This is a genomic window from Janthinobacterium goodfellowi (assembly GCF_051380695.1).
Classification (GTDB): Bacteria; Pseudomonadota; Gammaproteobacteria; order Burkholderiales; family Burkholderiaceae_D; genus Janthinobacterium.
Genome location: NZ_JBNYXN010000005.1, coordinates 1 through 26310, shown reverse-complemented (window position 1 = coordinate 26310; position 26310 = coordinate 1). Strand labels below are relative to the sequence as shown.

Annotated in this window: 21 protein-coding genes and 1 pseudogene; 6 read left to right on the top strand and 16 right to left on the bottom strand. The window is 64.6% G+C overall.

The annotated features are described in order from the left end of the window. Positions 1–194 precede the first annotated feature (194 nt). The 4 genes from ACQ4WQ_RS19040 to ACQ4WQ_RS19025 form a co-directional block, all read right to left on the bottom strand. Positions 195–1772, bottom strand: a complete 1578-nt coding sequence (locus ACQ4WQ_RS19040) for an FGGY-family carbohydrate kinase (protein WP_436499213.1) — start codon at positions 1770–1772, stop codon at positions 195–197. 3 nt (positions 1773–1775) lie between these two features. Then, positions 1776–2003: a hypothetical protein gene (locus tag ACQ4WQ_RS19035; RefSeq protein ID WP_326456354.1), complete on the bottom strand. Its 228-nt coding sequence runs from the start codon at positions 2001–2003 to the stop codon at positions 1776–1778. A 123-nt stretch (positions 2004–2126) separates the two neighbouring features. After that, a complete protein-coding gene (locus ACQ4WQ_RS19030) occupies positions 2127–3695 on the bottom strand; it encodes a glycerol-3-phosphate dehydrogenase/oxidase (RefSeq protein WP_436499211.1) in 1569 nt (522 codons plus the stop codon). Further along, entirely contained in the window at positions 3692–5302 is a 1611-nt protein-coding gene (locus tag ACQ4WQ_RS19025) for an FAD-binding oxidoreductase (protein ID WP_436499209.1), read from the bottom strand. The genes ACQ4WQ_RS19030 and ACQ4WQ_RS19025 overlap by 4 nt, the downstream gene beginning before the upstream one ends. Before the next feature lie 139 nt (positions 5303–5441). Here ACQ4WQ_RS19025 and ACQ4WQ_RS19020 point away from each other — a divergent pair, with 139 nt between their 5' ends. From ACQ4WQ_RS19020 to ACQ4WQ_RS19010, 3 genes are all read left to right on the top strand, one after another. Further along, the gene (locus ACQ4WQ_RS19020; protein ID WP_436499207.1) at positions 5442–6530 is read left to right on the top strand and encodes an AraC family transcriptional regulator; all 1089 of its coding nucleotides are present in this window, start codon (positions 5442–5444) and stop codon (positions 6528–6530) included. Between the two features lie 92 nt (positions 6531–6622). Beyond that, positions 6623–7405: a 3-hydroxybutyrate dehydrogenase gene (locus ACQ4WQ_RS19015; RefSeq protein WP_326456358.1), complete on the top strand. Its 783-nt coding sequence runs from the start codon at positions 6623–6625 to the stop codon at positions 7403–7405. A 172-nt stretch (positions 7406–7577) separates the two neighbouring features. Then, a complete protein-coding gene (locus ACQ4WQ_RS19010; RefSeq protein ID WP_436499205.1) occupies positions 7578–8426 on the top strand; it encodes a DUF2071 domain-containing protein in 849 nt (282 codons plus the stop codon). Here ACQ4WQ_RS19010 and ACQ4WQ_RS19005 read toward each other — a convergent pair. The 4 genes from ACQ4WQ_RS19005 to ACQ4WQ_RS18990 all read right to left on the bottom strand — a co-directional run bounded on the left by ACQ4WQ_RS19005 (position 8398) and on the right by ACQ4WQ_RS18990 (position 12783). Beyond that, positions 8398–9999, bottom strand: coding sequence for a methyl-accepting chemotaxis protein (locus ACQ4WQ_RS19005; protein WP_436499203.1), 1602 nt, complete (start codon positions 9997–9999; stop codon positions 8398–8400). The two genes, ACQ4WQ_RS19010 and ACQ4WQ_RS19005, sit on opposite strands and share 29 nt — an antisense overlap. A 145-nt stretch (positions 10000–10144) precedes the next feature. Further along, positions 10145–11389, bottom strand: a complete 1245-nt coding sequence (locus ACQ4WQ_RS19000; protein ID WP_436499201.1) for a cyclic di-GMP phosphodiesterase — start codon at positions 11387–11389, stop codon at positions 10145–10147. A gap of 375 nt (positions 11390–11764) precedes the next feature. After that, positions 11765–12355: a hypothetical protein gene (locus tag ACQ4WQ_RS18995; protein ID WP_436499199.1), complete on the bottom strand. Its 591-nt coding sequence runs from the start codon at positions 12353–12355 to the stop codon at positions 11765–11767. 62 nt (positions 12356–12417) lie between these two features. Next, positions 12418–12783: a winged helix-turn-helix transcriptional regulator gene (locus tag ACQ4WQ_RS18990; RefSeq protein WP_070219853.1), complete on the bottom strand. Its 366-nt coding sequence runs from the start codon at positions 12781–12783 to the stop codon at positions 12418–12420. 112 nt (positions 12784–12895) lie between these two features. On the opposite strand from ACQ4WQ_RS18990, the gene ACQ4WQ_RS18985 reads away from it, so the two are divergent. Both ACQ4WQ_RS18985 and ACQ4WQ_RS18980 read left to right on the top strand, forming a co-directional pair. After that, positions 12896–13603 (top strand): glutathione S-transferase family protein, encoded by a 708-nt coding sequence (locus ACQ4WQ_RS18985; RefSeq protein ID WP_436499197.1) that lies wholly within the window; start codon positions 12896–12898, stop codon positions 13601–13603. A 118-nt stretch (positions 13604–13721) separates the two neighbouring features. Further along, the gene (locus ACQ4WQ_RS18980) at positions 13722–15809 is read left to right on the top strand and encodes a S9 family peptidase (RefSeq protein WP_436499195.1); all 2088 of its coding nucleotides are present in this window, start codon (positions 13722–13724) and stop codon (positions 15807–15809) included. Between the two features lie 193 nt (positions 15810–16002). Here the strand turns inward: ACQ4WQ_RS18980 and ACQ4WQ_RS18975 are convergent, their stop codons facing one another. The 8 genes from ACQ4WQ_RS18975 to ACQ4WQ_RS18940 form a co-directional block, all read right to left on the bottom strand. Next, complete coding sequence (locus ACQ4WQ_RS18975; protein ID WP_436499193.1) at positions 16003–18057, bottom strand: esterase-like activity of phytase family protein; 2055 nt, start codon at positions 18055–18057, stop codon at positions 16003–16005. A gap of 70 nt (positions 18058–18127) precedes the next feature. Next, entirely contained in the window at positions 18128–19054 is a 927-nt protein-coding gene (locus ACQ4WQ_RS18970) for a helix-turn-helix domain-containing protein (RefSeq protein ID WP_436499191.1), read from the bottom strand. Between the two features lie 55 nt (positions 19055–19109). Then, complete coding sequence (locus tag ACQ4WQ_RS18965; protein WP_326456366.1) at positions 19110–20027, bottom strand: AraC family transcriptional regulator; 918 nt, start codon at positions 20025–20027, stop codon at positions 19110–19112. A 15-nt stretch (positions 20028–20042) separates the two neighbouring features. Further along, complete coding sequence (locus tag ACQ4WQ_RS18960; RefSeq protein ID WP_436499188.1) at positions 20043–21518, bottom strand: mannitol dehydrogenase family protein; 1476 nt, start codon at positions 21516–21518, stop codon at positions 20043–20045. After that, positions 21518–22567 (bottom strand): ABC transporter ATP-binding protein, encoded by a 1050-nt coding sequence (locus ACQ4WQ_RS18955; protein WP_099664782.1) that lies wholly within the window; start codon positions 22565–22567, stop codon positions 21518–21520. Before ACQ4WQ_RS18955 ends, ACQ4WQ_RS18960 begins: the two co-directional genes overlap by 1 nt. A gap of 18 nt (positions 22568–22585) precedes the next feature. After that, positions 22586–23404, bottom strand: coding sequence for a carbohydrate ABC transporter permease (locus tag ACQ4WQ_RS18950; RefSeq protein ID WP_436499186.1), 819 nt, complete (start codon positions 23402–23404; stop codon positions 22586–22588). Positions 23405–23414: 10 nt separating this feature from the next. Next, positions 23415–24275: a carbohydrate ABC transporter permease gene (locus ACQ4WQ_RS18945; RefSeq protein WP_436499184.1), complete on the bottom strand. Its 861-nt coding sequence runs from the start codon at positions 24273–24275 to the stop codon at positions 23415–23417. Positions 24276–24505: 230 nt separating this feature from the next. Then, the gene (locus tag ACQ4WQ_RS18940; RefSeq protein ID WP_436499182.1) at positions 24506–25816 is read right to left on the bottom strand and encodes an ABC transporter substrate-binding protein; all 1311 of its coding nucleotides are present in this window, start codon (positions 25814–25816) and stop codon (positions 24506–24508) included. Between the two features lie 311 nt (positions 25817–26127). Between ACQ4WQ_RS18940 and ACQ4WQ_RS18935 the strand changes: the two are divergent. Then, a pseudogene (locus tag ACQ4WQ_RS18935) lies at positions 26128–26310 on the top strand (carbohydrate porin); the annotation flags it as partial.

Below are 26310 nucleotides of genomic sequence, written 5' to 3'. Positions count from 1 at the left end.
GGGCAGAGGACGGCGGTGCGCGATCAAGCGGCGGCGTTGAAGGAAGCGTTGCGGCGGAACCCTGCCCGCGCGGACACGCCGCCGGCGCAAGGCCGGCGGCGCACTGCAGTCACCGGGGATAAGTTGCCTTAGTGAAATGCGGAACACATCATATAATGGATGAGAATGATTCGCAATAGCATTTGATGCGAAAGCTACCCGGGATAACCGGTGATATCGGCGATCTCGCGGTACAGCGGCTGCAGCCGCGCATACATCTTGCGGTACACGCGCCGGTACAGCTGTTCGTAGATTTTGCGATGCTCGGGATGGGGCTGGAATACCTTGCCCTTGCGCGTCATCGCTTGCACGGCGGCGGGAAAGTCCGCATGCCAGCCCAGGCCCACGGCGGCGGCGATGGCCGCGCCCAGGCCCGAACTTTCATACACGTGGGCGCGCGCGGCCGGCAAGCCGAAGATGTCGGCCGTCAGCTGCATGGCCGCGTCGCTTTGCGAGCCACCGCCCGCGATGCGCAGCTCCGTGATGGCAATGCCGCTGCGCCGCTCGATGCGTTCCTTGCCCTCGCGCAGCGCATACGCGAGGCCTTCGAGGATGGCGCGGTAGATGTGCGCGCGCGTATGCACGTCGCCAAAGCCGATCATGGCGCCCTTCGCTTCCGGCCCCGGCACCTTGATGCCGGGACTCCAGTACGGCTGCAGCATCAGGCCCATGGAGCCGGGCGGCACGGCGTCGACCAGGCGGTCGAACAGCGCCTCGGCGGACAAGCCCGTGCCGTCTTCGGCGGCGGCCGCCCGTTCGCGGTCGCCGAACTGCTCCTTGAACCAGTTGACCATCCAGTAGCCGCGGAATATCTGCACTTCCGTGCTGTAGGCGCCCGGCATGGCGGCCGGATACGGCGGAATGAAACGCGTCACTTCCACGTATTTGCGGCTGGTCGTGTTGATGGTGGCCGTGGTGCCGTAGCTCAGGCACGCCACGTGCGGCTCGACGCAGCCGGCGCCCAGCACTTCGCACGCCTTGTCGGCGGCTGCCGCCAGCAGCGGCGTGCCCTCCGGGATGCCCGTCGCCGCGGCGGCCGATGCCGTGATGGCGCCCATGCGCGTGCCCGGCGCCACCAGTTCCGGCAGCATCGAACGTCGTATCGCCAGCGCCTGCCACTTCCAGTCGAAGCGCCCGGCCCAGGCATGGCGCTTGTAATCAAACGGGATGTAGGCCACTTGCGAACCCGTCGAGTCTATGTATTTTCCGCATAGGCGGTGGTTCAAAAAGCCCGACAGCAGCAGGAATTTATGCGTGCGGCGCCAGATGTCGGGCTGGTGCGCGCTGATCCAGTTGATCTCGGCCTCGCGGCGGAAATACCGGATCGTGCCATCGAGGCGCGTGGCGCGGAACAGGGCGCGCCACCACGGCGCCAGTGGGGGAATGTCGCGCGTGCTGCGCTGGTCCAGCCAGGTGATGGCGGGCCGCAGCGGCGCGCCGTGTTCATCCACGTTGACCACCGTGCCGCGCTGCGTCGTCACGGCCACGCCGGCCACCGAGGATTGATTGATGTCCGTGCTGCGCCACAGCTGCTGGCACGCCGCGCACACGGCTTGCCAGTAGCCGTCGGCGTCGTGCTCGGCCCAGCCGGGGTGGTCGGAGTAATACGCTTCGAGGAAGACTTGCGCCTTCGCCGCCAGCCTCCCCTCCCGGTCGAACAGCAGCGCGCGCACGCTTTGCGTGCCATTGTCGATGGCAAGGATGTACGGTCCCTGGCCGGATACGCTGGCCATGGCTTATGCCAGGCTGGCCAGCGCGGCGCGCAGCGCCTGCAGCAGCGCTTGCGGATCCTTGTCCGGCTGCGCGCTGAAGACGGGCGCTTCCCAGTCCTGCCCGCGCACGGCCACCACGCGCAAGCGTCCCTCTTCGCTCCAGGCCGGGTACCAGCCCACGTCGACGATGTCGCCATTCGCGCACGTGATTTGCAGCAGGTCTTCGCCCAGGTCGTCGACAAGGACGTCCACGGGCTGGCGCAGGTCCAGCGGCGACAGGCTGTCGTAGGTGATGCAGGCGTCGCCCAGCGCCAGGGACTGGCCAAACAGGGTGGTATCGATGATGCTCTCCTCTTGTATATTTTTTATGGTTTTTCAGTCGCCCTGCGGCACGCTGTAATGGCGGCGCCACAAGGCCAGGTAGCGCTGCTGCTCTATCTCCCAGCGCGCATCGTCCCAGCCCAGTTCATGCTGGCAGATGGCGCGCAGGCGCGGCATGATAGCAAGCGCCCCGCCAGCCAGCTGCAAACCGAGGCGCGTGCGCCGCAGCAGCAAGTCGTCCAGATGCTGCACATCCTCGCTGCGCGCCCCCCAGCGCAGCTGCGCCCACAGGGTCTGCGTACCGGGAATCGGCTCCAGTTCGCCGTCCAGCGCCGCATCGCACAGCGCCTGCGCGGCAGCCCCATGACGGCCCAGCAGGCGCGCGCGCTGCTCGCCGTCGAGCAGCAAGGCCTTGCCCGCCAGCGGTGGCGTGGGGTCGAAAATCGGCAGCGGGCGCAAATCCGCCTGCCAGCCCGGCAGCAGCGGCGCGGCGCGGCGCAACGCATCGAGGGCGATCACGCGAAACGTCGTCAGCTTGCCGCCCGCCACCGTCAGCAAGCCGTTTTCCAGCCATAGCGCATGTTCGCGCGCTTCCTTCGACGGGTCAAGCTGGCCGCTGTCGATCACGGGGCGCACGCCGGCAAACGTGGCCAGCACGTCGTCTTCGCCCAGCGCCAGCTGCGGAAACTGCCACTGCAAGGCGGTCAGCAGATAATCGAGTTCGCCGCGTGTGATGGCCGGCTCCAGGTCCAGGCTGGCGCCGTGGTCGACATCGGTGGTGCCGACCAGGGTCACGCCCTCCCACGGATAGGCAAACACGGGGCGGCCATCGTGCGGGTGCATCAGGCTGACGGCTTGCGCCAGCGGCAAACGCCAGGCCGGCAGCAGCAAATGGCTGCCGCGCAGGGGCCGCAATTTCGGCGGCTCTCCCACTTGGCCGCGCAAGGCGTCGGCCCAGGCCCCCGTGGCGCTGATCACCAGGCGCGCGCGCACGGTGAATGCCGCGCCATCGACCGCATCGTTCAAGGTGGCGCCGGCGACCTTGCCATCTTCGCGCAGCAGCGATGCCACGCCCAGGTAGTTGACGGCCACGCCGCCATGGCGCCGCGCTTCCTGCAGCACGCGCAGCACCAGGCGCGCATCGTCCGTCTTGGCGTCCTGGTACAGCATGCCGCCCCGCAGCTCGTCGCGCCGGACGTGCGGCGCCAGCATGGCAAAGTCAGACGCATCGACATAGCGGCGCGCGCGCTTGCCCGCCATCGCGTCGTAGATGGCCAGGCCCAGCATGAACTGGCGCCGCCCCGGCTTCCTGCCCGCGTAGTCGCCGAAGGCGAAGCCCTGCGGCTCGACCAGCCCCGCCGCATCCGCCAGCAAGGCTTGCCGCTCATGCACCGACTCGCGCGTCATGGCGAACTGTCCCTGCTTCAGGTAGCGCAAGCCGCCGTGCACCAGCTTCGAGGAACGGCTCGACGTGCCCCAGGCGAAATCGCGCTGCTCCACCAGCAGCGCCGCCAGGCCGCGCCGCGCCGCTTCGAGCAGGATGCCGGCGCCCGTAATGCCGCCGCCGACGACCAGCACATCCCACTCGCGCGCCAGGATGCCAGGCAGATCCGCCCTGTTCATGACGGGCCGCCGGCCTCGGGCAGCAGTTTGCCGGGGTTCATCATGCCCTGCGGGTCGAACTGGCGCAGCAGCGCGCGCATGGCGGCGATGCCCAGTTCTCCCTTTTCCGCCATCAGCCACGGCGCGTGGTCCGTGCCCACGCCATGCTGATGGCTGATGGTGCCGCCGTTGGCGACGATGGCGGCGCTGGCCGCGTCTTTCAAACTGCGCCAGCGCGCCATGTTGTCTTCATACGTGGACGCCAAGCGATACACATACGTGGTGTAGACGCTGGCGCCCTGCGCATACACATGCGACAAATGCGTGTAGGCGTGCACCTGCTCGCCGTGTGCGGCCAGCGCACTGGCGCCCGCCTGCTCCAGCGCCGCCATCATGGCCGTCACGCGGGGCCAGTCGACGGCCGTTTCCACCGTGTCGATGACATAGCCGTGTTCCCAGGCGCCGTTGCGCAGGTAGACGTTGCGAAAGCGTCCCTGCTTCCATTTGTCGCCCATGTGGCGCCCCACGTGCACGCCCTTGTGCCGCCGCGCCAGCGCCAGGGCGCCGCGCAGGGCCGCGCGCGCCGGTTTCTCGTCGCCGCTGATGCCCAGCATCAGCATGCATTTTCCTTCCGCGCAGCCGCGCAGGGACAGATAACGTTCCAATAATCCCACGAGTTTTTTATGCCCGGCCAGGGTCAGCATGGTCTGTGTTTCGACCGCGTTCGACAGGCGCAGCATGCACAGGGGCAGGCGCGACTGGGCCAGCGTCCGCACGGCCGCTTGCGCCTGGCCCCAGTCGGCGAAAAACACGACGTGGAACGCCTCATACGGCGGCAGCGGCGACACGCGCACGGTGGCCTGCGTCAGGATGCCCAGCCGCCCTTCGGAGCCGAGCACCATTTCGCGCAGGTCGATGCCGGCCGCCGAGGCGGGAAAGGTGGGGATGCTCAAGGTGCCGGACGGCGTTTCCACCTCGCCGCCCGCGAACAGCTGCTCGATGCGGCCATAGCGCAGCGATTGCTGGCCCGACGAGCGCGTGGCGATCCAGCCGCCCAACGTGGAATACTCGAACGACTGCGGATAGTGTCCCAATGTATAGCCGTGTGCGCGCAGCTGCGCTTCCAGGTCGGGACCATACACGCCCGCGCCAAACGTGGCCAGCTGCGCCTCGCGGTCCAGGTGACCCAGCGCGCACAGGCGGGTCAGGCTGATTGACAGCACGGGACGCGGCCCCGCCGCCACCGTCAAATGCCCGGCCACGCTGGTGCCGCCGCCGTGGGGAATGATGGCCACGCACGCCTGGCGCGCATACGCGAGCAGCTGGCGCACCTGCAGCGCGCTGTCGGGAAAAGCCACGCCATCGGGCACTACGCCGATGCGGCCATGGCGCAATTTGAACCAGTCGGGCAGGCTTTGGCCGAGCGCATGGCGCACGCGCGTGGCTGGCTGGGTGTCGATCAGCGGATGGGGCGCCAGGCGCGACGCCGGCACCTGCGCGCAGGCGTCGTCGAAGGTGGCGTCGACAATACCGCTGCCCGGCCCCAGGCGCTCGCGCAGGAAGGCCAGCGCACCCCCGTTCAGCGCATACACGATGCTTTCATCTCCCCAGCCATTCCAGCGTTGCATGGACATCCCCTGTGTTCGGCCAGTTGCGCGCCACGGCGGCTTGCTATACTGTTCTTGCCTGATTTTCTTGCTAGATCAATAGCATATGCCGCCACAGACGAAGGGTATTGGTTTTTCATGACAATCGCATTGTTCCATCATGACAAGCACTGACGGCCGGGTCGCCGGCGCCTATCTGCTGCCGCTGCTGGAAGCGGCGAGCGCGCACGGTATCGATAGCGCCACCCTGGCGCAGGCGGCCGGCGTGGCGCCGCACAGCCTGGCAGCATCAGCGCCCAGCTTGGCCTTGGCCGCGCGCGACTACGTGCGCCTGCTCGATGCGGGCGCGCTGCTGGCGGGCGACGCGCATTTCGGCCTGCACGTGGGCCAGCGCGTGCGCATGGGCACTTACAGCGCCTATGGCTTGATCTTGCTCAGTTGCAGCAACGTGGGCCAGGCACTGGAACAGACGGCCCGCTACGAACGGCTGGCGCACGACCTGGGCCGCTCGACCCTGCAGCGCGACGGCGCCATCGCGCATTACCGCTGGGCCAGCAACTACCCGGGCGCCAGCCGGCACCTGGTCGACAGCGTCTTTGCCGGCGTCAAAGTGTGCGGCGACTGGCTGGCGGGCATGCCGCTGCCGCCGGCCCGGCTGGCCTTTACCCACGATGGCGGCCGCGACTTGCTGCGCCACGCGGCGCACCGCGACGAATACGTGCGTGTGCTGGGCAGCCTGCCCGCCTTCAATGCCCCCGCCAACACGGCCACCTTCGACGCGCAATTGCTGGACTGGCCCGTGCCGAACGCGGACGTCAGTCTGTACCCGGTGCTGTGCCAGCATGCGGAACAATTGCTGGCGCAGCGCCAGGCGGAGATGGACACGGGCGCCGGCATCGACGCGCAAGTGCACGCGGCCATCGTCGCGGGCTTGCGCCAGGGTTCGGCGCGGCTGGCCACCGTTGCCGCCACGCTGGCCATCACGCCGCGCACCCTGCAGCGCAAGCTGGCCGACGCGGGCACCAGCTTCCAGGCCCTGCTGGACCAGGCCAGGTACGGCCTGGCGCGCGACTATCTGCGCGCGCCGGACCTGTCGCTGGTCGACATCGCCTTCCTGCTCGGCTACCAGGAACAAAGCGCGTTCAACCACGCGTTTCGCACCTGGTCGGGTACCAATCCAGGCGCCTGGCGCATGCAGGAGATGCTGGACAGGCAGCTTGACCGGCTTGAGCGGCAACAAGCCGTTTAGGCGTGCGCGGGGCATGCGCAGCGCGTTTTCTGGCTATACTGGCATAGTCAGGTTTTCCACGATCACTCCAACCCGCAATGCAAAGGATTAATATGCAACTCAAAGACAAAGTCGCACTGATTACCGGCGCCGCCAGTGGCATCGGCAAGGAAATGGCCATCGAATACGCAAAACAGGGCGCCAAGGTCGTCATCGCCGACCTGGCCCTGGAAGCGGCCAGCAAGACGGCCGAGGAAATCAAGCAAGCGGGCGGCCAGGCGTTTGCCGTGGCCATGGATGTCTCCAGCGAAGAACAGGTCGACAAGGGCGTGGCCGATGCCGTGGCCCACTTCGGCGGCATCGATATCCTGATCAGCAATGCGGGCATCCAGATCATCAGTCCCGTCGTCGACTACCCGTTCGACCAGTGGAAAAAGATGCTGGCCATTCACATGGACGGCGCCTTCCTCACCACGCGCGCCTGCATGCGCGAAATGATCAAGGCGGGCCGCGGCGGCGCCATCATCTACATGGGTTCCGTGCACTCGCACGAAGGCTCGCCGTTCAAGAGCGCTTACGTGGCCGCCAAGCACGGTTTGCTGGGCCTGGCCAAGGTGGTGGCCAAGGAAGGCGCGAAAGATGGCATCCGCGCCAACGTCATCTGCCCCGGCTTCGTGCGCACGCCGCTGGTCGACAAGCAAATCCCCGAACAGGCGGCCCAGCTGAACATCAGCGAGGAAGACGTGATCAAGAAAGTGATGCTGAAAGACACCATCGACGGCGAATTCACCACCACGCAGGACGTGGCGCAAACGGCCATCTTCCTGGCCGCCTTCCCGTCGAACGCCCTGAGCGGACAATCTATAGTAGTAAGTCACGGCTGGCACATGCAATAATAGTGACGCCCGCCCACATCGGCTGCGCGGCGCCCTGTGCGGCCTGCGATGCTCGCTGTGCCCCAGCACAGCTGCGCGTCTCGGCCACACATCGCTGCCGCTCGCGATGATGTGGACGGGCGTTGCAGCGTCAGCGTATTAATCTTCCTGCGCCTTTCCAGAAAGTTCCTAATTGCAAGACAACACTTACCGCCACCCGCGCGCGGGCTGGCCGGGGCGCGTGTTTGCCGCGCTCGCCAACTGCGCGCATTTCGCCAGCGTGCGCCAGGCCGTCATGTCGCGCCTGCCCTTCCTCACCCTGCACAGTGACGTGCGCGACGTCGTCTACGTGAGCTGGCTGGTCGATGCCGCCGCGGCGCAGAAATTATTGCCGCCGGGCGTGGCCCTGTGGCAGCGCGATGGCAAGACGCCATTCACCGTGCTGACCTACCGCCACGGACATTTCGGCCCTGCCCTGCTCGGTCCCTTGCGCCGCCTGCTGCCGTCTCCCCTGCAAAGCAACTGGCGCCTGTACCTGGACCGCACGCCGCCGGGCGCGCCGGCCGTGCCTTGCGTATATTTTTTGAAAAACATCATGGCCAGCCTGCCGCACGCGCTGGGCACGCGGCTGTTCAGCGATATCCTGCCGACCCACCTGGCCGACAACATGGCGCTGGACGTCACGGCCACGCGGGCGCACTGCAGCATCGCCGGCGGCGACGGCAGCGCCCCGGCGCTCGATGTGCAGGCGGCCATCACGGCGGCGCATGGCCTCGATGCCGACTGGCAAGCGCTATTCGGCAACTGGCGCGACGCCGTCGCCTTCCTCGCTTGCCAGGATGCGGCCATCGCGCACGTGCCACGCAACGGCAAGCTGGTCTTCGGCGAAATCGACTTGCCCGTTGATGTGGATCAAGTGCAAGCGCTGACGGCCTTGCGCGCCGACTGCGGCTTGCTGGGGCAGTTGCCGCCCATGTCAAAACCGTTCGCCTTCCTCGTCCCCAAGGTGCCCTTCAAGGCGTTGTCAGAGCGCCTGCTGTAGTACGCCTGCGTTCCAGCTTGAACAGGGCCATCGCCTGTTCCAGCTGCAAGGTCTGATCTTGCAGCGAGGCCGAGGCGGCCGCCGATTCCTCGACCAGCGCCGCGTTCTGTTGCGTCACTTCATCCATCTGCGTGACGGCCATGTTGACCTGGCCGATGCCATGGCTTTGCTCGCGCGACGCCGAGGCGATCTCCTCCATGATGCCGTGCACGCCCTGCACGGCGCCCAGCATTTCGGCGCTGCTGGCGCCCGCCTGCTGCGCCAGCGTCGCCCCCGCCTGCACCTGCTCCAGCGATGCGGTGATCAACTGCTTGATTTCCGTGGCGGCCGCCGCGCTGCGGTGGGCCAGGCTGCGCACTTCGCCCGCCACCACGGCAAAACCGCGTCCCTGGTCGCCCGCGCGCGCCGCTTCCACGGCCGCGTTCAAGGCCAGGATATTCGTCTGGAAAGCGATGCCTTCGATAATGCCCGTGATGTCGCCGATCTTCTTCGACGAGGCGTGAATGCCCTCCATCATGCTGACCATCTGGCCGACGATTTCGCCGCCGCGCCCGGCCAGGCCATGCACCTTGCCCGCCATGTCGCTCGCTTGCACGGCGTTGCCGCTATTTTGCTGCACCGTGGCCGCCAGCTGCTCCATGCTCGACGCCGTCTGCTGCAGGGCCGAGGCCTGCGCTTCCGTGCGGCCCGACAAATCCATATTGCCGGCGGCGATTTCCTGGCTGGCCATGCTGATGCGCAGGAAATTGCCGCGCACGTCGCCAACGATGGAATGCAGGTTCACGCGCAGCTGGCGCAAGGAGCGCAGCAGCTGTCCCATCTCGTCGCGCCGCGTGGTATCGAGCTCGCCCGTCAGGTCGCCGCCCGCCATCACGTCGCAGGCCTGGCGTGCCCGCTGCAGCGGCTGCAGCACGGCGCGGTGCAAGCTGTGCCAGAAATACAGGGTCGCGCACAAAGCCAGCACGGACAAGCCCGTCAGCCAGCCGTGGGCCGCATCGGGCAACACCCCGGTATTCCACGCCAGTTGCAGCAGCAATACCAGGCTCAGCAGGCCCAGGTTCCAGCCGATGCGCTGGCCCAGCGGCAGGTCGCGCAGCCTGGAGACCTTGGCCAGCCAGCCCGTGCGCACGGCAGCGCCCTGGCTGATGACGATGCCGTCGGCCTGGCCCGCCTTGATGCGCGCGTACAGGGCGGACGCCTGCGCCACCTGCTGGCGCGTGGGCTTGGTGCGCACGGACATGTAGCCGACGGCCACGCCGTCTTCCACCACGGGCGTGACGTTCGCCAGCACCCAGTAATAATCGCCGTTCTTGCAGCGGTTTTTTACCATGCCGCTCCACGAGCGCCCCGAACGGATGGTGGCCCAGAAATCGGCGAACGCTTCGGCCGGCATGTCCGGATGCCGGAGGATGTTTTGCGGCGCGCCGATCAATTCTTCCGCGCTGTAACCGCTGACGGCGATGAAATACGGGTTGGCATACGTGATATTGCCTTGCAAGTCGGTAGTCGAGACGATGGTCTCGCTATCGCTCAGGTTGATTTCGGTATCGCTGACGGGAAGATTGAGTCGCATGGTCACATCCTCAAAAGTAGCCCGTACGGTGACGGGGTTGCGGACAAGGAACGGTCGCCAGCCAGCAAAGCGGGCACGGCACTGGCACCATTATTTTAATATTTTATTATTAACAAAATGCACTTTATTACGCTCGTGCCAGCCGTCATGCCACGGCAGGCTCGCCGGCCCAGTAACGGTCGATGTCCTGCAAGCGCCACTGGGCTGCGCTTTCCGTGGAAACGATGCGCTCCTGGCAGCCCGGCGCGGCCAGGTCGAGCAGAGTCGGGACGATGCAGGTGCCAGAGCGGATGGAAAAAAACACGCGCACGCTGGGCTGGGTCAGCGGCTTGCCCGGCGCCTGTCCCACCACCACGGCCAGGCGCTCGGACTGCAGCCGCACCAGGGTGCCCAGCGGATAGATGCCCAGGCATTTGACGAAGGCGGCAAACAGCTGCGCGTCCAGGTGTCCGCCGCGCCAGCCTGCCATGCGGCGCAGCGAATCAGCCGGGCACCAGCCCTGCTTGTACGGCCGGTTCGAGGTGATCGCGTCGTACACGTCGCAGATGGCGCCCATGCGCGCAAACAGGCTGATTTCCTCGCCGCGCAGCCCCATGGGGTAGCCGCTGCCATCGAGTTTTTCATGGTGGTGCAGGCACACGTCGAGCGCCACCGGATCGATCTCGCCCACTTCCTGCAACATGCGGTGGCCGGCGGCCGGATGGGCGCGCACGGAGGAAAACTCCGCTTCGCTCAGGCTGCCCGGCTTGTTGAGGATGGCGGACGGCACGGCCATCTTGCCGATATCGTGCAGCAAGCCCGCCAGGCCGGCCGAGCGCACCTGCTCGGGCGCCAGGCCCAGCTCTTTGGCCAGGGCCGTCATCAGCGCGCACACGGCCACCGAATGCATATACGTGTAATTGTCGGCGGTTTTCAGGCGCGCCAGGCCCAGCAGGACGTCGCCGCCGCGCTGCACCGAGGCGGCGATATCGTCGACCAGCTCGTAAGCTTGCGCCGCAGACAAGGCCTTGCCCATGCGCACCTCGTCGAACATCGTCTGCACAGCCTGGCGCGAGCGCCCGATCTGGCGCCAGGCGCGCGCCAGCTCCTCGTCGCGCGAACGGGGTGGGCCCGCATCGGCGCCGGCGCCGGTTTTGCCTGCGGGCGCGGCTGCGGCGGCAGGCGGTACCGCGGGAGCAGGCGGCGCGGCGGGCGGCGCTACTTGCGGCGCCTGCCCGCGCGTCGTGTCGATCCACACTTCGCACGGGCGTGCCGAGCGGATGCGCTCCAGGTCAGCCGGCGACTCCAGCAAGAAAGAACGCGTCCAGAAAGGGGTATCGAGCCAGGAACGGCCCAGGCGTTCCACAAACATTCCCAACATCAGTTCGCTACTCGTTATTTTTTTCAGCACGGCGGTTCTCCAGGCATTCAGATCGCAGCATTTACTTGCGCATTATCAATATCATACGCCGAAATAACGATTAAAACGAATATATTGTTTTATATGGCAAAATCACCGCAAAAATAAAAATAATAACCAATTCTATCATTTCCATTGTCGTGGAATATTAAATCAACAAATATACCGATTCATCCATATTGGATGTGCTTGACTGAATGTCTTGTACCGATGAGGGATGCGATATGCCTCTCGGCGGCCGCATGGGCCGCCGCACGGGCATGGTGTGCAGGAAGGAATACACCAGCGCCAGGCGCCCCGAACTGGGGCTGGCGCTATGGGGACAGGAATGTCTGGCTGCTGCGCGAGCGGCGTGGCGGCCGCAGCTTAGCGCGGCACGTAGCGCCAGCCGGCGTTTTCCAGCATGAAGGTCAGTTCCGTCTTGATGCCTTCAGGGCGGCTCGGCACGCTCAATTCCGTGTCGCACACGAGGTAGCCCGTCTTGCGCTTGACGTCGCATTCGTTGACGGCCTTGACCTGCATGGTGCTTTGCGCTTCCTGCATCTGCACGTCCTTGGCCGCCTCCGGATTGCGCGCCACTTCTTCCTTGGCCCAGGCGCGTATCATCGCTTGCGCCTCAGCCGGCGACGGTCCCGCAAACTTGGCGTCCTTGCGCTCGACGCCGACCCAGGTGCCGTTATCGTTACGTAGCGGCAAGACCATAAAGCCGTCGCGCATGCCGGCGCGCATGCCGACCAGGCACACCACCTCGCCCGGCACTTCCTGCGACTCCTGGCAACCCTGCAGACTGGTGGCCTTCACTGGAATCGGGATGCTCGATTGCATCTTCGCCTGGGACTTGGCCACGCCCGCCTGCACGGCGGCCTGGATGTGTTCGAGCGTGGGCATGGTAGCGGCCTGGGCCGGCAAGGCGGCGAACAGGGCGGCGGCGGTCAGGGCGAGAGTAGTCAGGCGCATGGGTGTCAAAAGTAGTGGTCAAAGGCCCGCAGTCTAGCACTTTGCATAAAAAACAGCTGTTTCTATAGAGAACTATCCACGGCATCGGGCGCGAGAAAGGCACCGCCCCCGTCCGCCTGTCCGCGCAGGCGCAGGCCGATGGCGCGCAGCATCTCGACCAGCTCGCGCAAGCGCAAGCCCTCGTCCGTCAGCTGGTATTCCACCTTGACGGGCACTTCCGCATAGATCGTGCGCGTCAGCAAGCCCGCCTCTTCCAGCGCGCGCAAGTCCAGGGTCAGCATGCGCTGCGAGATATTCGGCACGGCGCGGCGGATTTCGCTGAAGCGCTTCGGCCCCGCCATCAGATAGCTGAGCAGCACCGCTCTCCAGCGCCCGCCCAGCAAACGCATGGCTTCTTCCACGGCGCAGCCGGAGACATTGTCCTTCATGGCGATCCCTATCTGGTATAAAAAATATACCCATACCACATTATTCTGCCTTCTTCCAAATAGTAACCACAACGGCTAGACTGCCCTTCCCTCAGCTCAAAGGAATTCCAGCATGGAAACCACCCTGATCTACAGCGTGCCATTCGGCTGCTCGTTTGCCGCCATCACCGCCCTCGAATGGAGCGGCTTGCCGTATCGCCTGGCTCGCGTCGAAGCGCGCGACCCGGCCAGCAAGCAGCATCCGGCCTTTCTCGCCATCAATCCCCTGGGCCAGACGCCGGCCCTGCTCACGCATACGGGCGCGCCGCTGCTGGAAAGCATGGCGATCCTGCTGCACCTGGCCGCCCGCGCACCGGCCAGCGGCCTGGGCTTTGCGCAGGGAACGCCCGCCTGCGACCGCCTGAACAGCGTGCTGTCGTTTCTGCACACGACCTTCCACGCCGCCTTCATGCCCGCCTTCCAGGCCAGCCGCGCGGCAGAAAACGATGCGCGCGCGGCCGTCTGGCGCGAAATGGCCGTCGAGAAGGTGAATAAAAGCCTGGCGCATCTGGAGCGCCTGCTCGATGGCCGCGCCTGGCTCGCTTCCGATGCCGCGCCGACGATTGCCGACGCCTACCTGGCCGCCACGGCACGCTGGGCCGAACCGCTGCAGCTGGCACGCTTAAGCGACTATCCGCACGTGGCGCGCGTGCTGGCGGCGCTGGAACAGGACCCCGGCATCCGCTTTGCCCACGCCATCGAGGCGGGCTTGCCGGCCGTCAGCCGGGGCGGTTTCCTGGGCCACGTGGCGCTCGACCAACTGGCGGTGCCGGCCGGCTAACCGGCGGTCAACTCCCGCAGCGGGCGCGTCTTTATTGCTATGATGTCGGGCTGCCGGCGGTACAGCCGGCCACGTCAATACCATATCGATAACGTCGTCATAAGAATTGGGAGTTTGAATGAGTTTACGTCTGCTGCTCTTGGGAGCATTCAGTGCCGCCATGGCCACCACCGCCGCTGCTGCGGAACCGGCGCTGGCTGCGCCACGCGGTTTCACCGTGGAAGACATGGTCGCCATGGAACGGGTGGGCAGCCCCGTGCTGTCGCCGGACGCCACGCGCGTCGTCTACACGGTGCGCACCATCAACCTGGAGAAAAACCGCGGCAACACGCAGCTGTGGATGATCGACCTGCGCGCGCCGAACGCCGCGCCGCGCCAGCTCACGCGCGGCGACGCCAGCGCCAGCGACCCGCAATGGTCGCCGAACGGCGACGCCATCTACTTCCTGTCCGGCCGTTCCGGTTCCTCGCAAGTGTGGCAGCTGCCCCTGAACGGCGGCGAAGCGGCCAAGGTCACCGACCTGGCGCTGGACGTCGATACCTACCGCCTGTCGCCGCAAGGCGACCGCCTGGCCTTCAGCATGGGCGTCTTCCTCGATTGCGCCGATATCGCCTGCACCAGGAAGCGCCTCGATGAAAAAGCGAAAAACAAGGCCAGCGGCATGGTCTACGACCAGATGTTCGTGCGCCACTGGGATACCTGGGCCGACGGCCGCCGCAATGCGCTGTATTCGGCACCGATCGACGCGACCGGCAAGGTCAGCGCCGCACCCGTGAGCCTGAGCGGCACCCTCGATGGCGACGCGCCATCAAAACCATTCGGCGACAACGGCGAATACCACTTCAGCCCGGACGGCAAGACGGTGGCCTTCTCCGTGCGCGTGGCCGGCCGCACGGAAGCGTGGTCGACCAACTTCGACGTCTACACGATACCCGCCACCGGCGGCCAGGCGCCGCGCAACCTCACGGCCGACAATCCGGCCTGGGATGCGAAAGCCACCTACTCGCCCGATGGCCGCACCCTCGCGTATGTCGCCATGACCAAGCCTGGCTTCGAAGCGGACCGTTTTCATTTGGTGCTGATGGATGTCGCCACAGGCAAGAAGCGCACCCTGGCCGACGACTGGGACCGTTCCGTGGCCGATTTCCGCTGGACGCCGGACGGCAAGGCCTTCCTCGTCGCCGCCGATGACGTGGGCCAGCACCGTTTGTTCCACATTGACGCGGCCAGCGGCAAGGTCAACGCGCTGACGGGCAAGGGCGCCGTGGGCGACTTCGACGTGCGCGGCAATACCATCGTGCTGGCGCAAGCGAACCTGGCCTCGGGCGCGCAGCTGTACACGCGCAAGCTCGACGCGAAGTCGGAAACCGCACCGATGGTGCAGCTGACCAGGCAGAATGCGGCAGCGCTGGCCAACGTGCGCTTTGGCGAATATGAGCAGTTCTCGTTCGCGGGCGCGGATGGCGAAACCGTCTACGGCCACGTCATGAAGCCATGGAATGCCAAGGCCGGCGAAAAGTACCCGATCGCCTTTTTGGTGCACGGCGGCCCGCAGGGCAGTTTCGGCAACAGCTGGAGCTACCGCTGGAATCCGCAAGTGTATGCGGGCGCCGGCTACGCCACCGTCTTCATCGACTTCCACGGTTCCACCGGCTATGGCCAGAAGTTCACGGATGCCATCAGCGGCGACTGGGGCGGCAAGCCGCTGATCGACCTGCAGAAGGGCCTGGAAGCGGCCACCAAAAAATTCCCATGGCTGGACCGCGAGCGCAGTTGCGCGCTGGGCGCGTCGTACGGCGGCTACATGATGAACTGGATCGCCGGTAACTGGCCGGACGGCTTCAAGTGCCTGGTCAACCACGACGGCGTGTTCGACAACCGCGGCATGGCGTACGCGACGGAAGAACTGTGGTTCACCGAGTGGGAAAACGGCGGCACCTATTACGATGCGCCAGCCAAGTACGAGCAGTTCAACCCCGTCAACTTCGTGAAGAACTGGAAGACGCCGATGCTGGTGGTCCAGGGCGACCTGGACTTCCGTATCCCCACCGCGCAAGGCCTGGGTACCTTCACCGCGCTGCAGCGCCGTGGCATCCCGAGCAAGCTGCTGGTCTTCCCGGACGAAAACCACTGGGTGCTGAAGCCGGCCAATTCGCTGCTGTGGCATCACACGGTGCTGGACTGGCTCAATACCTATACTAAATAACACCTGACCAAACCTACTGCGCGTCGCGCTTTGCGGTCGGCGATGCTCGCCGTACTAAAGTACGGCTGCGCTTCTCGACCACAAATCGCTGCCGCTCGCTACGGTTTTGTCAGGTGTTGAGGCGATGTGATTTTCATAAATTAAAAAAGCCGTGCTGAATCCAGCACGGCTTTTTTTCATCCGTCAAACGGCATCAGTACGTATTGAGCGCCTTGGCGAACTTCACGATCCACAAGCGGCTTGGGCGCTCGCGGTCGTCGCCGCGCGCCACGCGGATGGTATTGCCTGCGGTGCAGCCGGTCGCGCTGCTCGTGACGATGGCGCCGTTGGCGTCGACCGTGCACTTGGTCACGTCGGCGTCCGCCACTTCCACGCCATTCGCGTCGAAGACCTTGGTTTTCAGGCCGAAGTCATTGTCATTGGCCAGCGCGATGGTGGAGTCGTCGATCAGGGTCAGGCCTTCGGCCTTTTCCGCCGCCCAGCCGATGGCGTTCAAGTCCAGCAGCAGGGTTTTCTTCAGCGGCGTGACAGCGGCCCAGTCGGCGCCATTGACGGCCGCGCCGCCCATGCTGCTCTTTTCCAGGTCCGAGGTCGTCGCATTGAAGGCGGCGGCCGCAATGTCCGTGGCGCCCTTCAATTCGACCAGCATCAGCTTGTTGAAGACCTTGCCCGACGGCGCGGCGCCCTGCTCGATGACGAGGAACTTGCCGCCGCCCAGCGCCACCATGTCGCCCAGCTTGGCGTTGCCCGTGCGGCCATCCTGGTAGTCGGCCGCATTCAGCGGATACGCATACATCTTGCCGCTGGTGCCCGTCGTCGGGTCGAATTCGATCCAGCGCGTGAAGCGGGCGAAGCGCTCGACCTGTTCATTCTTCTTCGTCACAGAATATGGTGCCGTGCCGTCGGACAGAGGGCTTTGCAGGAAGGCGTACAGCTTGTCGTTGCTCGTGTCTAAGGTCATGCCTTCCATGCCGCGGTTCGCGCGGCGCTTGGCGAACAGCGCCGGCAAGCCCTTGCCCGGCTCGTACTTGGCCTGGATGATACCGGTGGCCGCATCGATCTTGACGATGAAAGGGCCGTATTCGTCGGACACCCACAGCGCATTGCGCTTGGCATCGACGACGATGGCTTCCGAATCGAGACCGCCCGCATTGAAGACGGCCTTGCCGGTCGCGTCGAACTTCATCGCATCCATGACGGGAATCTCGGCCGAATTGCCGACGGCGCCCACGGGCACGGGCAAGCCCGAGCTGTTGACGGCGGCGGACACCTTGATCGGCGTCGACGAACCCAGCACGGCGCCGTTCTTGCCCACCGTGATGACGCCAAACGACGGGGTAAAGCTGGGCGACGGGAAGATCTTGCTGCCGATGGTGCCCTTGCCCGATGGATCGGGGACCAGCGGGCCGTCGCCGTTCGGGCCGCGGTCCGTCAAGCCATAGAATTCCAGGTCGCCAGCCGCGTTCTTGCCCTTGTAGGCCAGGCCGGAACCGTACGACGGCAGGAAGCCGTTCGGGAATTCGCCCTTGATCTTGGCGTTGGCGCCTTCGTACGGCACGTAGAATTTATCGGCCGCCTGGATCTGGTAGCGCGTCACGGTCACTTTCACTTCGCCCACCGGATTGGCTTGCGTCAGCGCTTCGTTGACGGGCGCGCCCGCCTTCGAGGCGAGGGTGTCCTCGAAATGCTCGCGCACGAGGGCGCGGCGCTCGGCATCGACCGTGCGGCCGGCAAATTTTCCGCCTACCGACGCCAGGTGCGCGGCCAGGGCCGTGTTGAAGACGGCCGGGGCGGTGGCAAAGTCCAGTGTCTTGCCGGCCAGCGCTGCCTTCACTTCGGCCGTCAGCTTGATGCCGTTCGACGGATCGCTGTCGTCGTCGAGCAGTTGCAGCGCCAGCAGGCGGTTGACGACCTTGTCGTCCGCCACGTTCGTGCTGGCGGCCAGCGCCAGCGGCGTGACGACGGCGCCGCATGGGGCCGAACCGAGGGCCAGGCCGCCCACGCTGAAGGCTACCGTCTCGCCCGGGTTGCAAATGAATTCGCCCTTGGCATTGGTGCTGGCCTTGGCCGCGCTGCCGGCCACGTAATCGAGTCCTTCCACCGCGCCGTCGAGGAACACACCCGTCTGCGCCACGGGCTTGGAGGGCTCCGCCGGCGGATTATCGCTGCCGCCGCAAGCGGCCAGGGCCAGGCCGGCGGCGATGGCCAGCAGGGTCAGTTTCGGGGTCGACGTTACAGCAGTGTTCATGCATTCCTCGGCTAAGATGGGTTGAAGCCGTGGAGAGTAACTGGGCAAAGTGACAAGCCCATGACAGCCGTCACGCCAGTGGCGTATCCGCAACAGGTCCGCCGATGCCGCCGAAGCGGCCATCGGCCTGGCGCCGGAATTCCTTCGGCGTGACGCCCTTCACCTGCAGGAAGCGGCGGTTGAAGTTGGCCACGTTCTGGAAACCCACGTCGTAGCAGACGTTCGACACGTATTGGTCGGTGTCCATCAGTAGCTGGCAAGCCTTGTTGATGCGCAGCCGGCTGACGAAATCGGTAAAGCTGTTGCCCGTCGCCTTGCGGAAGAAGCGCGAGAATTTACTCAGCGACATGCCCACCTGCTCGGCCAGCATTTCCGCCGAAATCGGCTCGCGGTAATTGTCCGTGATGTAGTTGAGGACGGAATTGACCTTGGCCAGGGTAGCGTCATCGTCGTAGGAACGCAGGGAAGCGCTCGACAGCAGACGGTAGTTGGCCGTGCGCGCCAGCTTGCTCATTAATTGCACGAATTCGGCGAAGCGCTCGGCCCCATGCGTGGCGCGGATGCGCGCCAGGTGCTGTTCGGCCTCGCTGCCCATGTCGAAAAATTCCACGCCATAGCTGGAGCGCTCGAGCAGCGGCAGCAGCTCGCGCAATTCGGGAATCACGCGCGCGGCGCCCGCCAGTGGCGCATGGGCGAACTGCACGATCATGTCGCGCAGGGCCACGCCGCCGTCCGGCATCACATTGGAAATCCAGTTGTGCGGCAGGCGCGGGCCCGTCAGCACCAGGTGGCCGGGCGAGAATTCGCCGATATAGTCGCCCACGAACAAGCGCCCGCTGGTGGCGACGATCAGGTGCAGCTCATACTCTTCGTGGCAGTGCCAGCGCACGCGCGAGCTGGGATAACCATGTTCCAGGTAATTGATGATGCCGTCGTAGCTTTCGCGTTCCAGTTCGGGCGCCTTGCGCTCGCTGTCCTTGTGCCATAGGTGTTCCATGCTTGTCTCTCTCAGGCTGTCCCCGCCCGTGCCATCGAATGTACCTCAAAAAGCTTCACTCGCCAAAACGGCCCAGCGCCTGCTGGCGAAATTCCTTCGGCGTCATGCCCTTCAATTCCAGGAAGCGCCGGTTGAAATTGGCCACATTATTAAAACCCGCCTCGTAGCAGATGTTGCTGACATAGCGCTCCGTCTCCATCAGCAGCTGGCACGCCTTGTTGATGCGCAGGCGGTTGACGAAATCCGTGAAGCTGTTGCCCGTGGCGCTGCGAAAGAAGCGCGAAAACGTCCGCTCGGGCATGTCCACCTGCTCGGCCAGCTGTTTCAGCGAGAACTGGCTGCTGTAATTGTGCACGATGAAGTTGATGGCCGAACTGATGCGCGCCAGCGCCACGTCGTCGTCGCTCGACTGCATGGGCACCGTCGACAGCAGCTGGTAATCGCTGGTCTGCGCCAGCTCGCCCAGCAGGGTGAGAAATTCGATGAAGCGCGGCAGGCCGCTCGTGTCGCGGATGCGCCGGAAGCGCCGCAGCGACTGTTCGCTGACGCCAAAGAATTCCACGCCATGCAGGGCGCGCTGCAGCAGCGGGAAGATCCCCTTCAATTCGGGAATGGCGGCCGCCATCGACGCCAGCGGCGCATGGCCGAACTGGATCACCATGTCGCGCAGGGCCACGCCCTCGGCCGGCGTGTCGAGCGAGACCCAGTTGTGCGGCACGCGGGGCCCCGTCAGCACCAGGTGGCCGGGCGTGAACTGGCCGATGTAATCACCGACAAAGACCTTGCCGCTGCTCTCGACGATCAGGTGCAGTTCGTACTCGTCGTGATAGTGCCAGCGCACCAGCGCATTCGGAAAGCCGTGCTCGAGGTAGCGGATGAAGCCGAAACTGCCTTTCGGCTCGAAGCCGGGCGTGGCGTCGCGCTGCTGTTCCAGTTCCATCTGCGGCAACGAGGCATCGGCCTTGCGTGGCATGGCGCGCCCTCCCCGTCAGGCGACGATCTGTTCCAGCGCCGCGCGCGCGCCCAGTCCATACAGGCTGGCCAGCGACTGCCCCACCGTCTGCGTGAACGCCTCTGCGTCGCTCAATTCGCCAAACAGCTCGCGCAAGGACAGCAGCGCTGCGGCGTCCGCCCCGCCCTGCAGCGCCAGCGCGCGCAGGCGCACCGCGTACGGATCGTTCAGTGGCATTTCGCGCCCCTGCTCGTCGTGGCCTTCCAGGTAGCGGAACCAGCACGCCACGGTAAACGCCAGCAGCTTGATGGCGCCGCCCCGGGCCAGCGCTTCGCGCACGGACGGCAGCACGAATTTCGGGATGCGCGCCGAGCCTTCCGTGCCGATGCGCGCCAGCTGGTCGCGCACGGCCGGATTCGAAAAGCGTTCGATCAGGGTAGCCTTGTACCGTTCCAGATCGATGCCTTCCACGCTATCGAGCAAAGGCGTGACCTCGTCATCCATCATGCGCCGCACGAGCGCGCGGATGCCCGCATCCTCCATCGCTTCATGCGCAAACGTGTAGCCGAGCTGCATGCCGATGTAGCACAAGGCCTGGTGGCTGGCATTCAACAAGCGCAGCTTCATCTTTTCATACGGCAGCACGTCGTGCGTCATCTGCGCACCCACCTTTTCCCAGGCCGGCCGGCCCTGCGGGAATTCGTCTTCGATGACCCACTGGCGGAACGGCTCGCACACGACGGGCCAGGCGTCGACGATGCCGAAGCTGTCGCGCACGAGCTCCCGGTGTTCATCCGTGGTAGCCGGCGTGATGCGGTCGACCATGCTGTTGGGGAAGCTGCCATGCGTGGCCAGCCAGCGCGCCAGTTCTGCGTCGCGCAAGGCGACAAAGGCCAGCAGCATCTTGCGCGTCACATCGCCATTGTTTTGCAGGTTATCGCAGGACATGATGGTAAATGGCGCCAGTCCCCGCTGGCGGCGCAGAGCCAGCGCCGTGGCCAGGTAGCCGAACGAGCAGCGCGGCGCCTCCGGGTGCGCCAGTTCCTGCACGATGTCGGGGTGTTGCGCATCGAATTCGCCCGTGCCCTGGTTGACGTAATAGCCGCCCTCCGTGATGGTCAGCGCGACGATGCGCGTGCCGGGGTCGGCCAGCTTTTCCAGCACGGCTTGCGGGCCGTCCGGCGCATACAGGTAGTCGCCGATACAGCCGATGATGCGCGCCGAGTCGCCGGCCGCGCTGCGCTCGACCACCGTATATAAACCGTCCTGCGCGCGCATGGCGTCGCGCATGGCCGCGTCATGCGCGAGCAAGCCCACACCGCAGTATCCCCATTCTGCGTTGCCGGGCAAGGCCAGCAAATCGTCGAGATACACGGCCTGGTGGGCACGGAAAAAACCGCCCACGCCGATGTGCACGATGCCGGGCACGAGCGCCTCGCGCGCATACGCGGGCACGGCCACGTTCGCCGGCAGCTTGGCCAGGTTCGATTGCTTCAATGCGATCGCATCCATTACAGCGCTCCTTTCGCCGCCGCGTAGGTCTTGCCGGCGCGGTCGAAATAATGGACGAAGCCCGGTTCGAACGTCAAATGCGTCTGCTGGCCCGGCTGCAGGCTGCTGCGTTCCGCGCCGCGCGACACCACCTGCACATTGTTCGGCAAACGCACATAGGTCAGGGTTTCCACGCCCAGCGATTCCACCAGGTCGACGGTGACGGGTACGCTGCCCGGCTGCGCCGCGCCCAGGTGCACGTGCTCGGGGCGGATGCCGACAAAACCGTCCGCCTGCGCCGCGCTGCCCGCCTGCGCCAGCAGCTGCGGCGCCGCATCGGCCGGCACCACGTTCATGCTGGGCGTGCCGATGAATTGCGCGACGAAGCGGTTGGCGGGACGGTCATACAGTTCCAATGGCGAGCCATGCTGCTCGATCTGCCCGTCGCGCAGCACCACCACGCGGTCGGCCAGGGTCATCGCCTCGACCTGGTCGTGCGTGACATAGATGGTGGTGGCGCCCAGTTCGCGGTGCAGCTTGGCGATCTCGATGCGCGTCTGCACGCGCAGGGCCGCGTCGAGGTTGGACAGCGGCTCGTCGAACAAAAACACTTTCGGGTCGCGCACGATGGCGCGGCCGATGGCCACCCGCTGGCGCTGGCCGCCCGACAATTCCTTCGGCGTGCGCTCCAGGTATTTGCCCAGATCGAGGATGGCGGCCGCCTTGTCGACCTTTTCGCGGATGATGGCCGGATCGACGCCGGCCAGTTTCAGCGCGAACGACATGTTCTGGAACACCGTCATGTGCGGATACAGCGCATACGACTGGAACACCATCGCCAGGTCGCGCTTCGATGACGGCAGCGCCGTGATGTCGCGCCCGTCCAGCGACAGCTTGCCGCCATCGATCGGTTCCAGGCCCGCGATCAGGCGCAGCAGAGTGGATTTGCCGCAGCCGGACGGCCCCACGAAGACAACGAACTCGCCCTGCCGGATCTCCAGGTCGATGCCCTTGATGGCGCGGTGCTCGCCAAAGAATTTCTCGATATTGCTCAGTTGAAGGTAAGCCATGATGTCATCCAATAGTGTTTACTTAACAGCGCCGAAGGTCATACCCTGGACCAGTTGTTTTTGACAGAACCAGCCCAGCGCCATGATCGGCGCGATGGCCATCAGCGAAGCGGCCGACAATTTGGCCCAGAACAGGCCTTCCGGGCTCGAATACGAAGCGATGAGCCAGGCCAGCGTGCCCGCATTGGAAGCGCTCAGGTTCAGCGACCAGAACGATTCATTCCACGACCACACCATGCAGACCAGCGCCGTGGAAGCGATGCCGCCCACGGACAGGGGCAGCACGACGTGGCGGAATTCATCCCACACGGTGGCGCCATCCATGCGCGAGGCCTCGAGGATTTCGCGCGGCAGCTCCTTCATGCTGGTGTACAGCAGCCAGATCATGATGGGCAGGTTCATCAGCATGAACATGATGGTCAGGCCGATGCGCGTATCGAGCAGGCCGAAATACTGGTAGCAGATATAGATGGGCATCAGCGCGCCCACGCCGGGCATGTAGCGCGAGCTGAGCATGAATTTCAGCAGACCGATGGTGCCGCCCGTGGGAAAGAAAGCCATCGAATACGCGGCCGGGATGGCGATCAGCAGGCCAATGGCGGTGGAGACCACGCTGGTAAACAGCGAGTTCCACGCGTAGCTGAAGTAATTGTCGCGCGCCAGCACTTCGCGGAAGCTGTCCAAGGTCGGCGTGAAGAACAGCAACGGCGGCGTGGAAATGGCTTGTCCTTCCGTCTTGAAGGCCATCAGGCCCAGCCAGAAGATGGGAAAGAACAGCAGTAGCGCGCACAGCCAGGCGGCGGCCGTGCGGCCATACAGATTGAATTTGCTATGCATCAAGGTCTCCTTATTTCGACAGATTCTTGCCGATGACGCGCATCAGGAAGAAGGCGGCGATGTTGGCGATGAGCACGGCGAACAGGGCGCCGGCCGAGGCCGCTCCCACGTCATACGACAGCAGTGCCTGCTGATAGATCATGAAGGTGATGGTCGTCGTGTCGAAGCCGGGTCCGCCGCCCGTGGTGGTAAAGATTTCCGCGAAAATCGACAGCAGGAAGATCATCTCGATCATCAGCACCACCGAGACGGCGCGGCCCAGGTGGGGAATGTAGAGGTAGCGCAACTGCTGCAGATAGGTGGCGCCATCCATGCGCGCCGCTTCCAGCTGTTCGCGGTCCATCGATTGCAGGGCCGTCATGAAGATCAGGCAGGCAAACGGCAGCCATTGCCACGAGACCATCATGATGATGGAAAACAGGGGGTGGGCCGACAGCCAGTCGACGGGCGCGGCGCCAAAGAACAGGCTGATTTGCGCGAACAGGCCATAGATCGGGTTGAGCAGCATGTTCTTCCACATCAGGGCATTGACGGCCGGCATGACGAGAAACGGCGAGATCAGCAGCACGCGCACGATGGCACGCCCCGGGAATGCTTCATTGATCAGCAGCCCCAGCGCCGTGCCCAGCACCACCGTGATCAGCATGACGGAAAACAGCAAAGTAAATGTGTTCTGCAAGGCCGGCAGGAACGAGGCATCGGTAAAGAAAAAGTGGAAATTGGCCAGACCATGGAAAGGATGGCCGCTCGGATCGAGCATGGAATAGCGCACGAACGCGTAATACAGGGTGATCAGCAACGGGATCACGGAAATGACGGAGACGGCAAGCACGGCCGGCGTCAGCAAAGTCCGGGGGATAATGCGTTTCATAGGGGTTCTCTTGAGACGTGAGGTGAGTGATTGATCTCTGCAATAGCAAGGCCAGTCATGTCACCTGTTTTACAAACCAAACGGCACAACAAAGATGCCTGACAAAACCGTAGCGAGCGGCAGTGAGGCTCGGCGCCCCCTTGTGCCCAAGAAGCGCAACCGTACTGGAGTACGGTGAGCATCGCCGGCCGCAAAGCGCGACGCGCAGTAGGTTTGGTCAGGCTATCCTCTTACTTGTAATAGCCACCCTTGCGCATCTCACGTTCCGCCGTCTGCTGCGACAATTCCAGCGCCTGCTCCACCGTCACCTTGCCCAGCAATGCGGCCGCCATCTGCTGGCCGGCGGCCACGCCGATCACCTGGAATTCGGGAATCGACGCAAATTGCACGCCCACGTACGGCGATGGCGGCAAGGTGCTTTGCACGGCGCGCGTGGTGGCCAGGGCCTTGCCTTCGGCGGCGGCGAATTTCGCCACTTTCTGGAACTCGGGGCTCGCATACGTGGACTTGCGCGTGCCCGTCGGCACGTTGGCCCAGCCCGTTTCCTTGGCCACCAGTTTCACGTAATCGGGCGAGGTGGCCCAGTTGATGAAGCGTTGCGCTTCGTTCGGGTGCTTCGAGCTCGACGGGATGGCCAGCGACCAGATCCACAGCCAGTTGGCGCCCCGCTCCGTCACGCCGATGGGCGACTGGGCGAACGCCACCTTGTCGGCCACCTTGCTCTGTTTCGGGTCCGTGATGAAGGAGGCGGCGATGGTCGCGTCGATCCAGATGCCGCACTTGCCTTGGTTGAACAGTGCCAGGTTTTCATTGAAGCTGTTGGCCGCCGCGCCCGGCGGGCCGTATTTCTTCATCAGGTCGACGTACATGGTGACCGCATCCTTCCACGGCTTGCTGGTAAATTGCGGCTTCCATTGCATGTCGAACAGCTGGCCGCCGTAGGAATTGGCCATGGTGGTGATCAGCGCCATGTTGTCGCCCCAGCCCGGCTTGCCGCGCAGGCAGATGCCGTACACGCCGTTGGCCGGATCGTGCAGCTTGGCCGCCACGTCGCGCAACTGGTTCCAGCTGGGGCGGTCTTCGATCATCACGCCCGCCTTTTTGACCAGGTCGCTGCGGTACATGATCATCGAGCTTTCGCCATAGAACGGCGACGCGTACAGCTTGCCGTCGCCGGACAGTCCTTCGCGGATGGCGGGCAGCAGATCGTCGATATCGTACTTGGCATCCGGCTTGATGGGAATCAGCCAGTTTTTCTTGCCCCAGATGGGCGTTTCATACAGGCCGATGGTCATCACGTCGAACTGGCCGCCCTTGGTGGCGATATCGGTGGTCATGCGCTGGCGCAAGACGCCCTCTTCCAGGGTCACCCACTTGAGCTTGATGTCGGGATTGGCTTGCTCGAAGAACTTGCTGAGCTTTTGCATTTCGATCATGTGGCCGTTGTTGACGGTGGCGATGACGAGGTCGGTTGCGGCAAAAGCGGACGAGCTGAGGCAGAGCGCGCCGGCGCACAGCGCGGCAATGGCGGAACGTTTCATTGTGTGTCTCCAGTGTTTTTTGTCGTTGGCAATGCTCAGGTACTTAGCACCACGACCACAATGTAGCACCGGACTTTGATACTTTCTGATACTCCAAAACCGCAATTCGATACTCTTTTGCACCCGCTCCATGCACCAGAGTATCGATATTGAGTAAAAACAACACTTTGAAAGAAAGTATCGGTACTTGTTCGATTTGTATCAGGGTGGTTAAAAAAGCGCTGCTAGACTTGGTTTTCGGCATTAGACCGTGTGCGGTGACCGGCCTTCCGGGGCGCCACCGCTACCACCAACATTCTTCTGGAGACCGCATGAATCGCACTGCATTGAAAACTTTACCTGCCCTGCTCCTGGCCATCGCCAGCGCTTCCGCCATGGCCGACCCCATGTACCCATCCGACTCCGAAGGCTTCCACGGCTACCTGCGCGCCGGCGCCGGCAGCAATACTTCGGGCGACGGCGGTTCGCAAGGCTGCTTCGGCCTGGGCGGCAAT

What these genes read in the sequence shown, in the direction of transcription:
- ACQ4WQ_RS18975 (WP_436499193.1), bottom strand. Translation starts at nt 18,057, where the DNA reads ATGAACACTGCTGTAACGTCGACCCCGAAACTGACCCTGCTGGCCATC.
- ACQ4WQ_RS19015 (WP_326456358.1), top strand. Translation starts at nt 6,623, where the DNA reads ATGCAACTCAAAGACAAAGTCGCACTGATTACCGGCGCCGCCAGTGGC.
- ACQ4WQ_RS18990 (WP_070219853.1), bottom strand. Translation starts at nt 12,783, where the DNA reads ATGAAGGACAATGTCTCCGGCTGCGCCGTGGAAGAAGCCATGCGTTTG.
- ACQ4WQ_RS18985 (WP_436499197.1), top strand. Translation starts at nt 12,896, where the DNA reads ATGGAAACCACCCTGATCTACAGCGTGCCATTCGGCTGCTCGTTTGCC.
- ACQ4WQ_RS18960 (WP_436499188.1), bottom strand. Translation starts at nt 21,518, where the DNA reads ATGGATGCGATCGCATTGAAGCAATCGAACCTGGCCAAGCTGCCGGCG.
- ACQ4WQ_RS19005 (WP_436499203.1), bottom strand. Translation starts at nt 9,999, where the DNA reads ATGCGACTCAATCTTCCCGTCAGCGATACCGAAATCAACCTGAGCGAT.
- ACQ4WQ_RS18970 (WP_436499191.1), bottom strand. Translation starts at nt 19,054, where the DNA reads ATGGAACACCTATGGCACAAGGACAGCGAGCGCAAGGCGCCCGAACTG.
- ACQ4WQ_RS18945 (WP_436499184.1), bottom strand. Translation starts at nt 24,275, where the DNA reads ATGAAACGCATTATCCCCCGGACTTTGCTGACGCCGGCCGTGCTTGCC.
- ACQ4WQ_RS19025 (WP_436499209.1), bottom strand. Translation starts at nt 5,302, where the DNA reads ATGCAACGCTGGAATGGCTGGGGAGATGAAAGCATCGTGTATGCGCTG.
- ACQ4WQ_RS18980 (WP_436499195.1), top strand. Translation starts at nt 13,722, where the DNA reads ATGAGTTTACGTCTGCTGCTCTTGGGAGCATTCAGTGCCGCCATGGCC.
- ACQ4WQ_RS18940 (WP_436499182.1), bottom strand. Translation starts at nt 25,816, where the DNA reads ATGAAACGTTCCGCCATTGCCGCGCTGTGCGCCGGCGCGCTCTGCCTC.
- ACQ4WQ_RS18965 (WP_326456366.1), bottom strand. Translation starts at nt 20,027, where the DNA reads ATGCCACGCAAGGCCGATGCCTCGTTGCCGCAGATGGAACTGGAACAG.
- ACQ4WQ_RS19040 (WP_436499213.1), bottom strand. Translation starts at nt 1,772, where the DNA reads ATGGCCAGCGTATCCGGCCAGGGACCGTACATCCTTGCCATCGACAAT.
- ACQ4WQ_RS18995 (WP_436499199.1), bottom strand. Translation starts at nt 12,355, where the DNA reads ATGCGCCTGACTACTCTCGCCCTGACCGCCGCCGCCCTGTTCGCCGCC.
- ACQ4WQ_RS19020 (WP_436499207.1), top strand. Translation starts at nt 5,442, where the DNA reads ATGACAAGCACTGACGGCCGGGTCGCCGGCGCCTATCTGCTGCCGCTG.
- ACQ4WQ_RS18955 (WP_099664782.1), bottom strand. Translation starts at nt 22,567, where the DNA reads ATGGCTTACCTTCAACTGAGCAATATCGAGAAATTCTTTGGCGAGCAC.
- ACQ4WQ_RS19030 (WP_436499211.1), bottom strand. Translation starts at nt 3,695, where the DNA reads ATGAACAGGGCGGATCTGCCTGGCATCCTGGCGCGCGAGTGGGATGTG.
- ACQ4WQ_RS18950 (WP_436499186.1), bottom strand. Translation starts at nt 23,404, where the DNA reads ATGCATAGCAAATTCAATCTGTATGGCCGCACGGCCGCCGCCTGGCTG.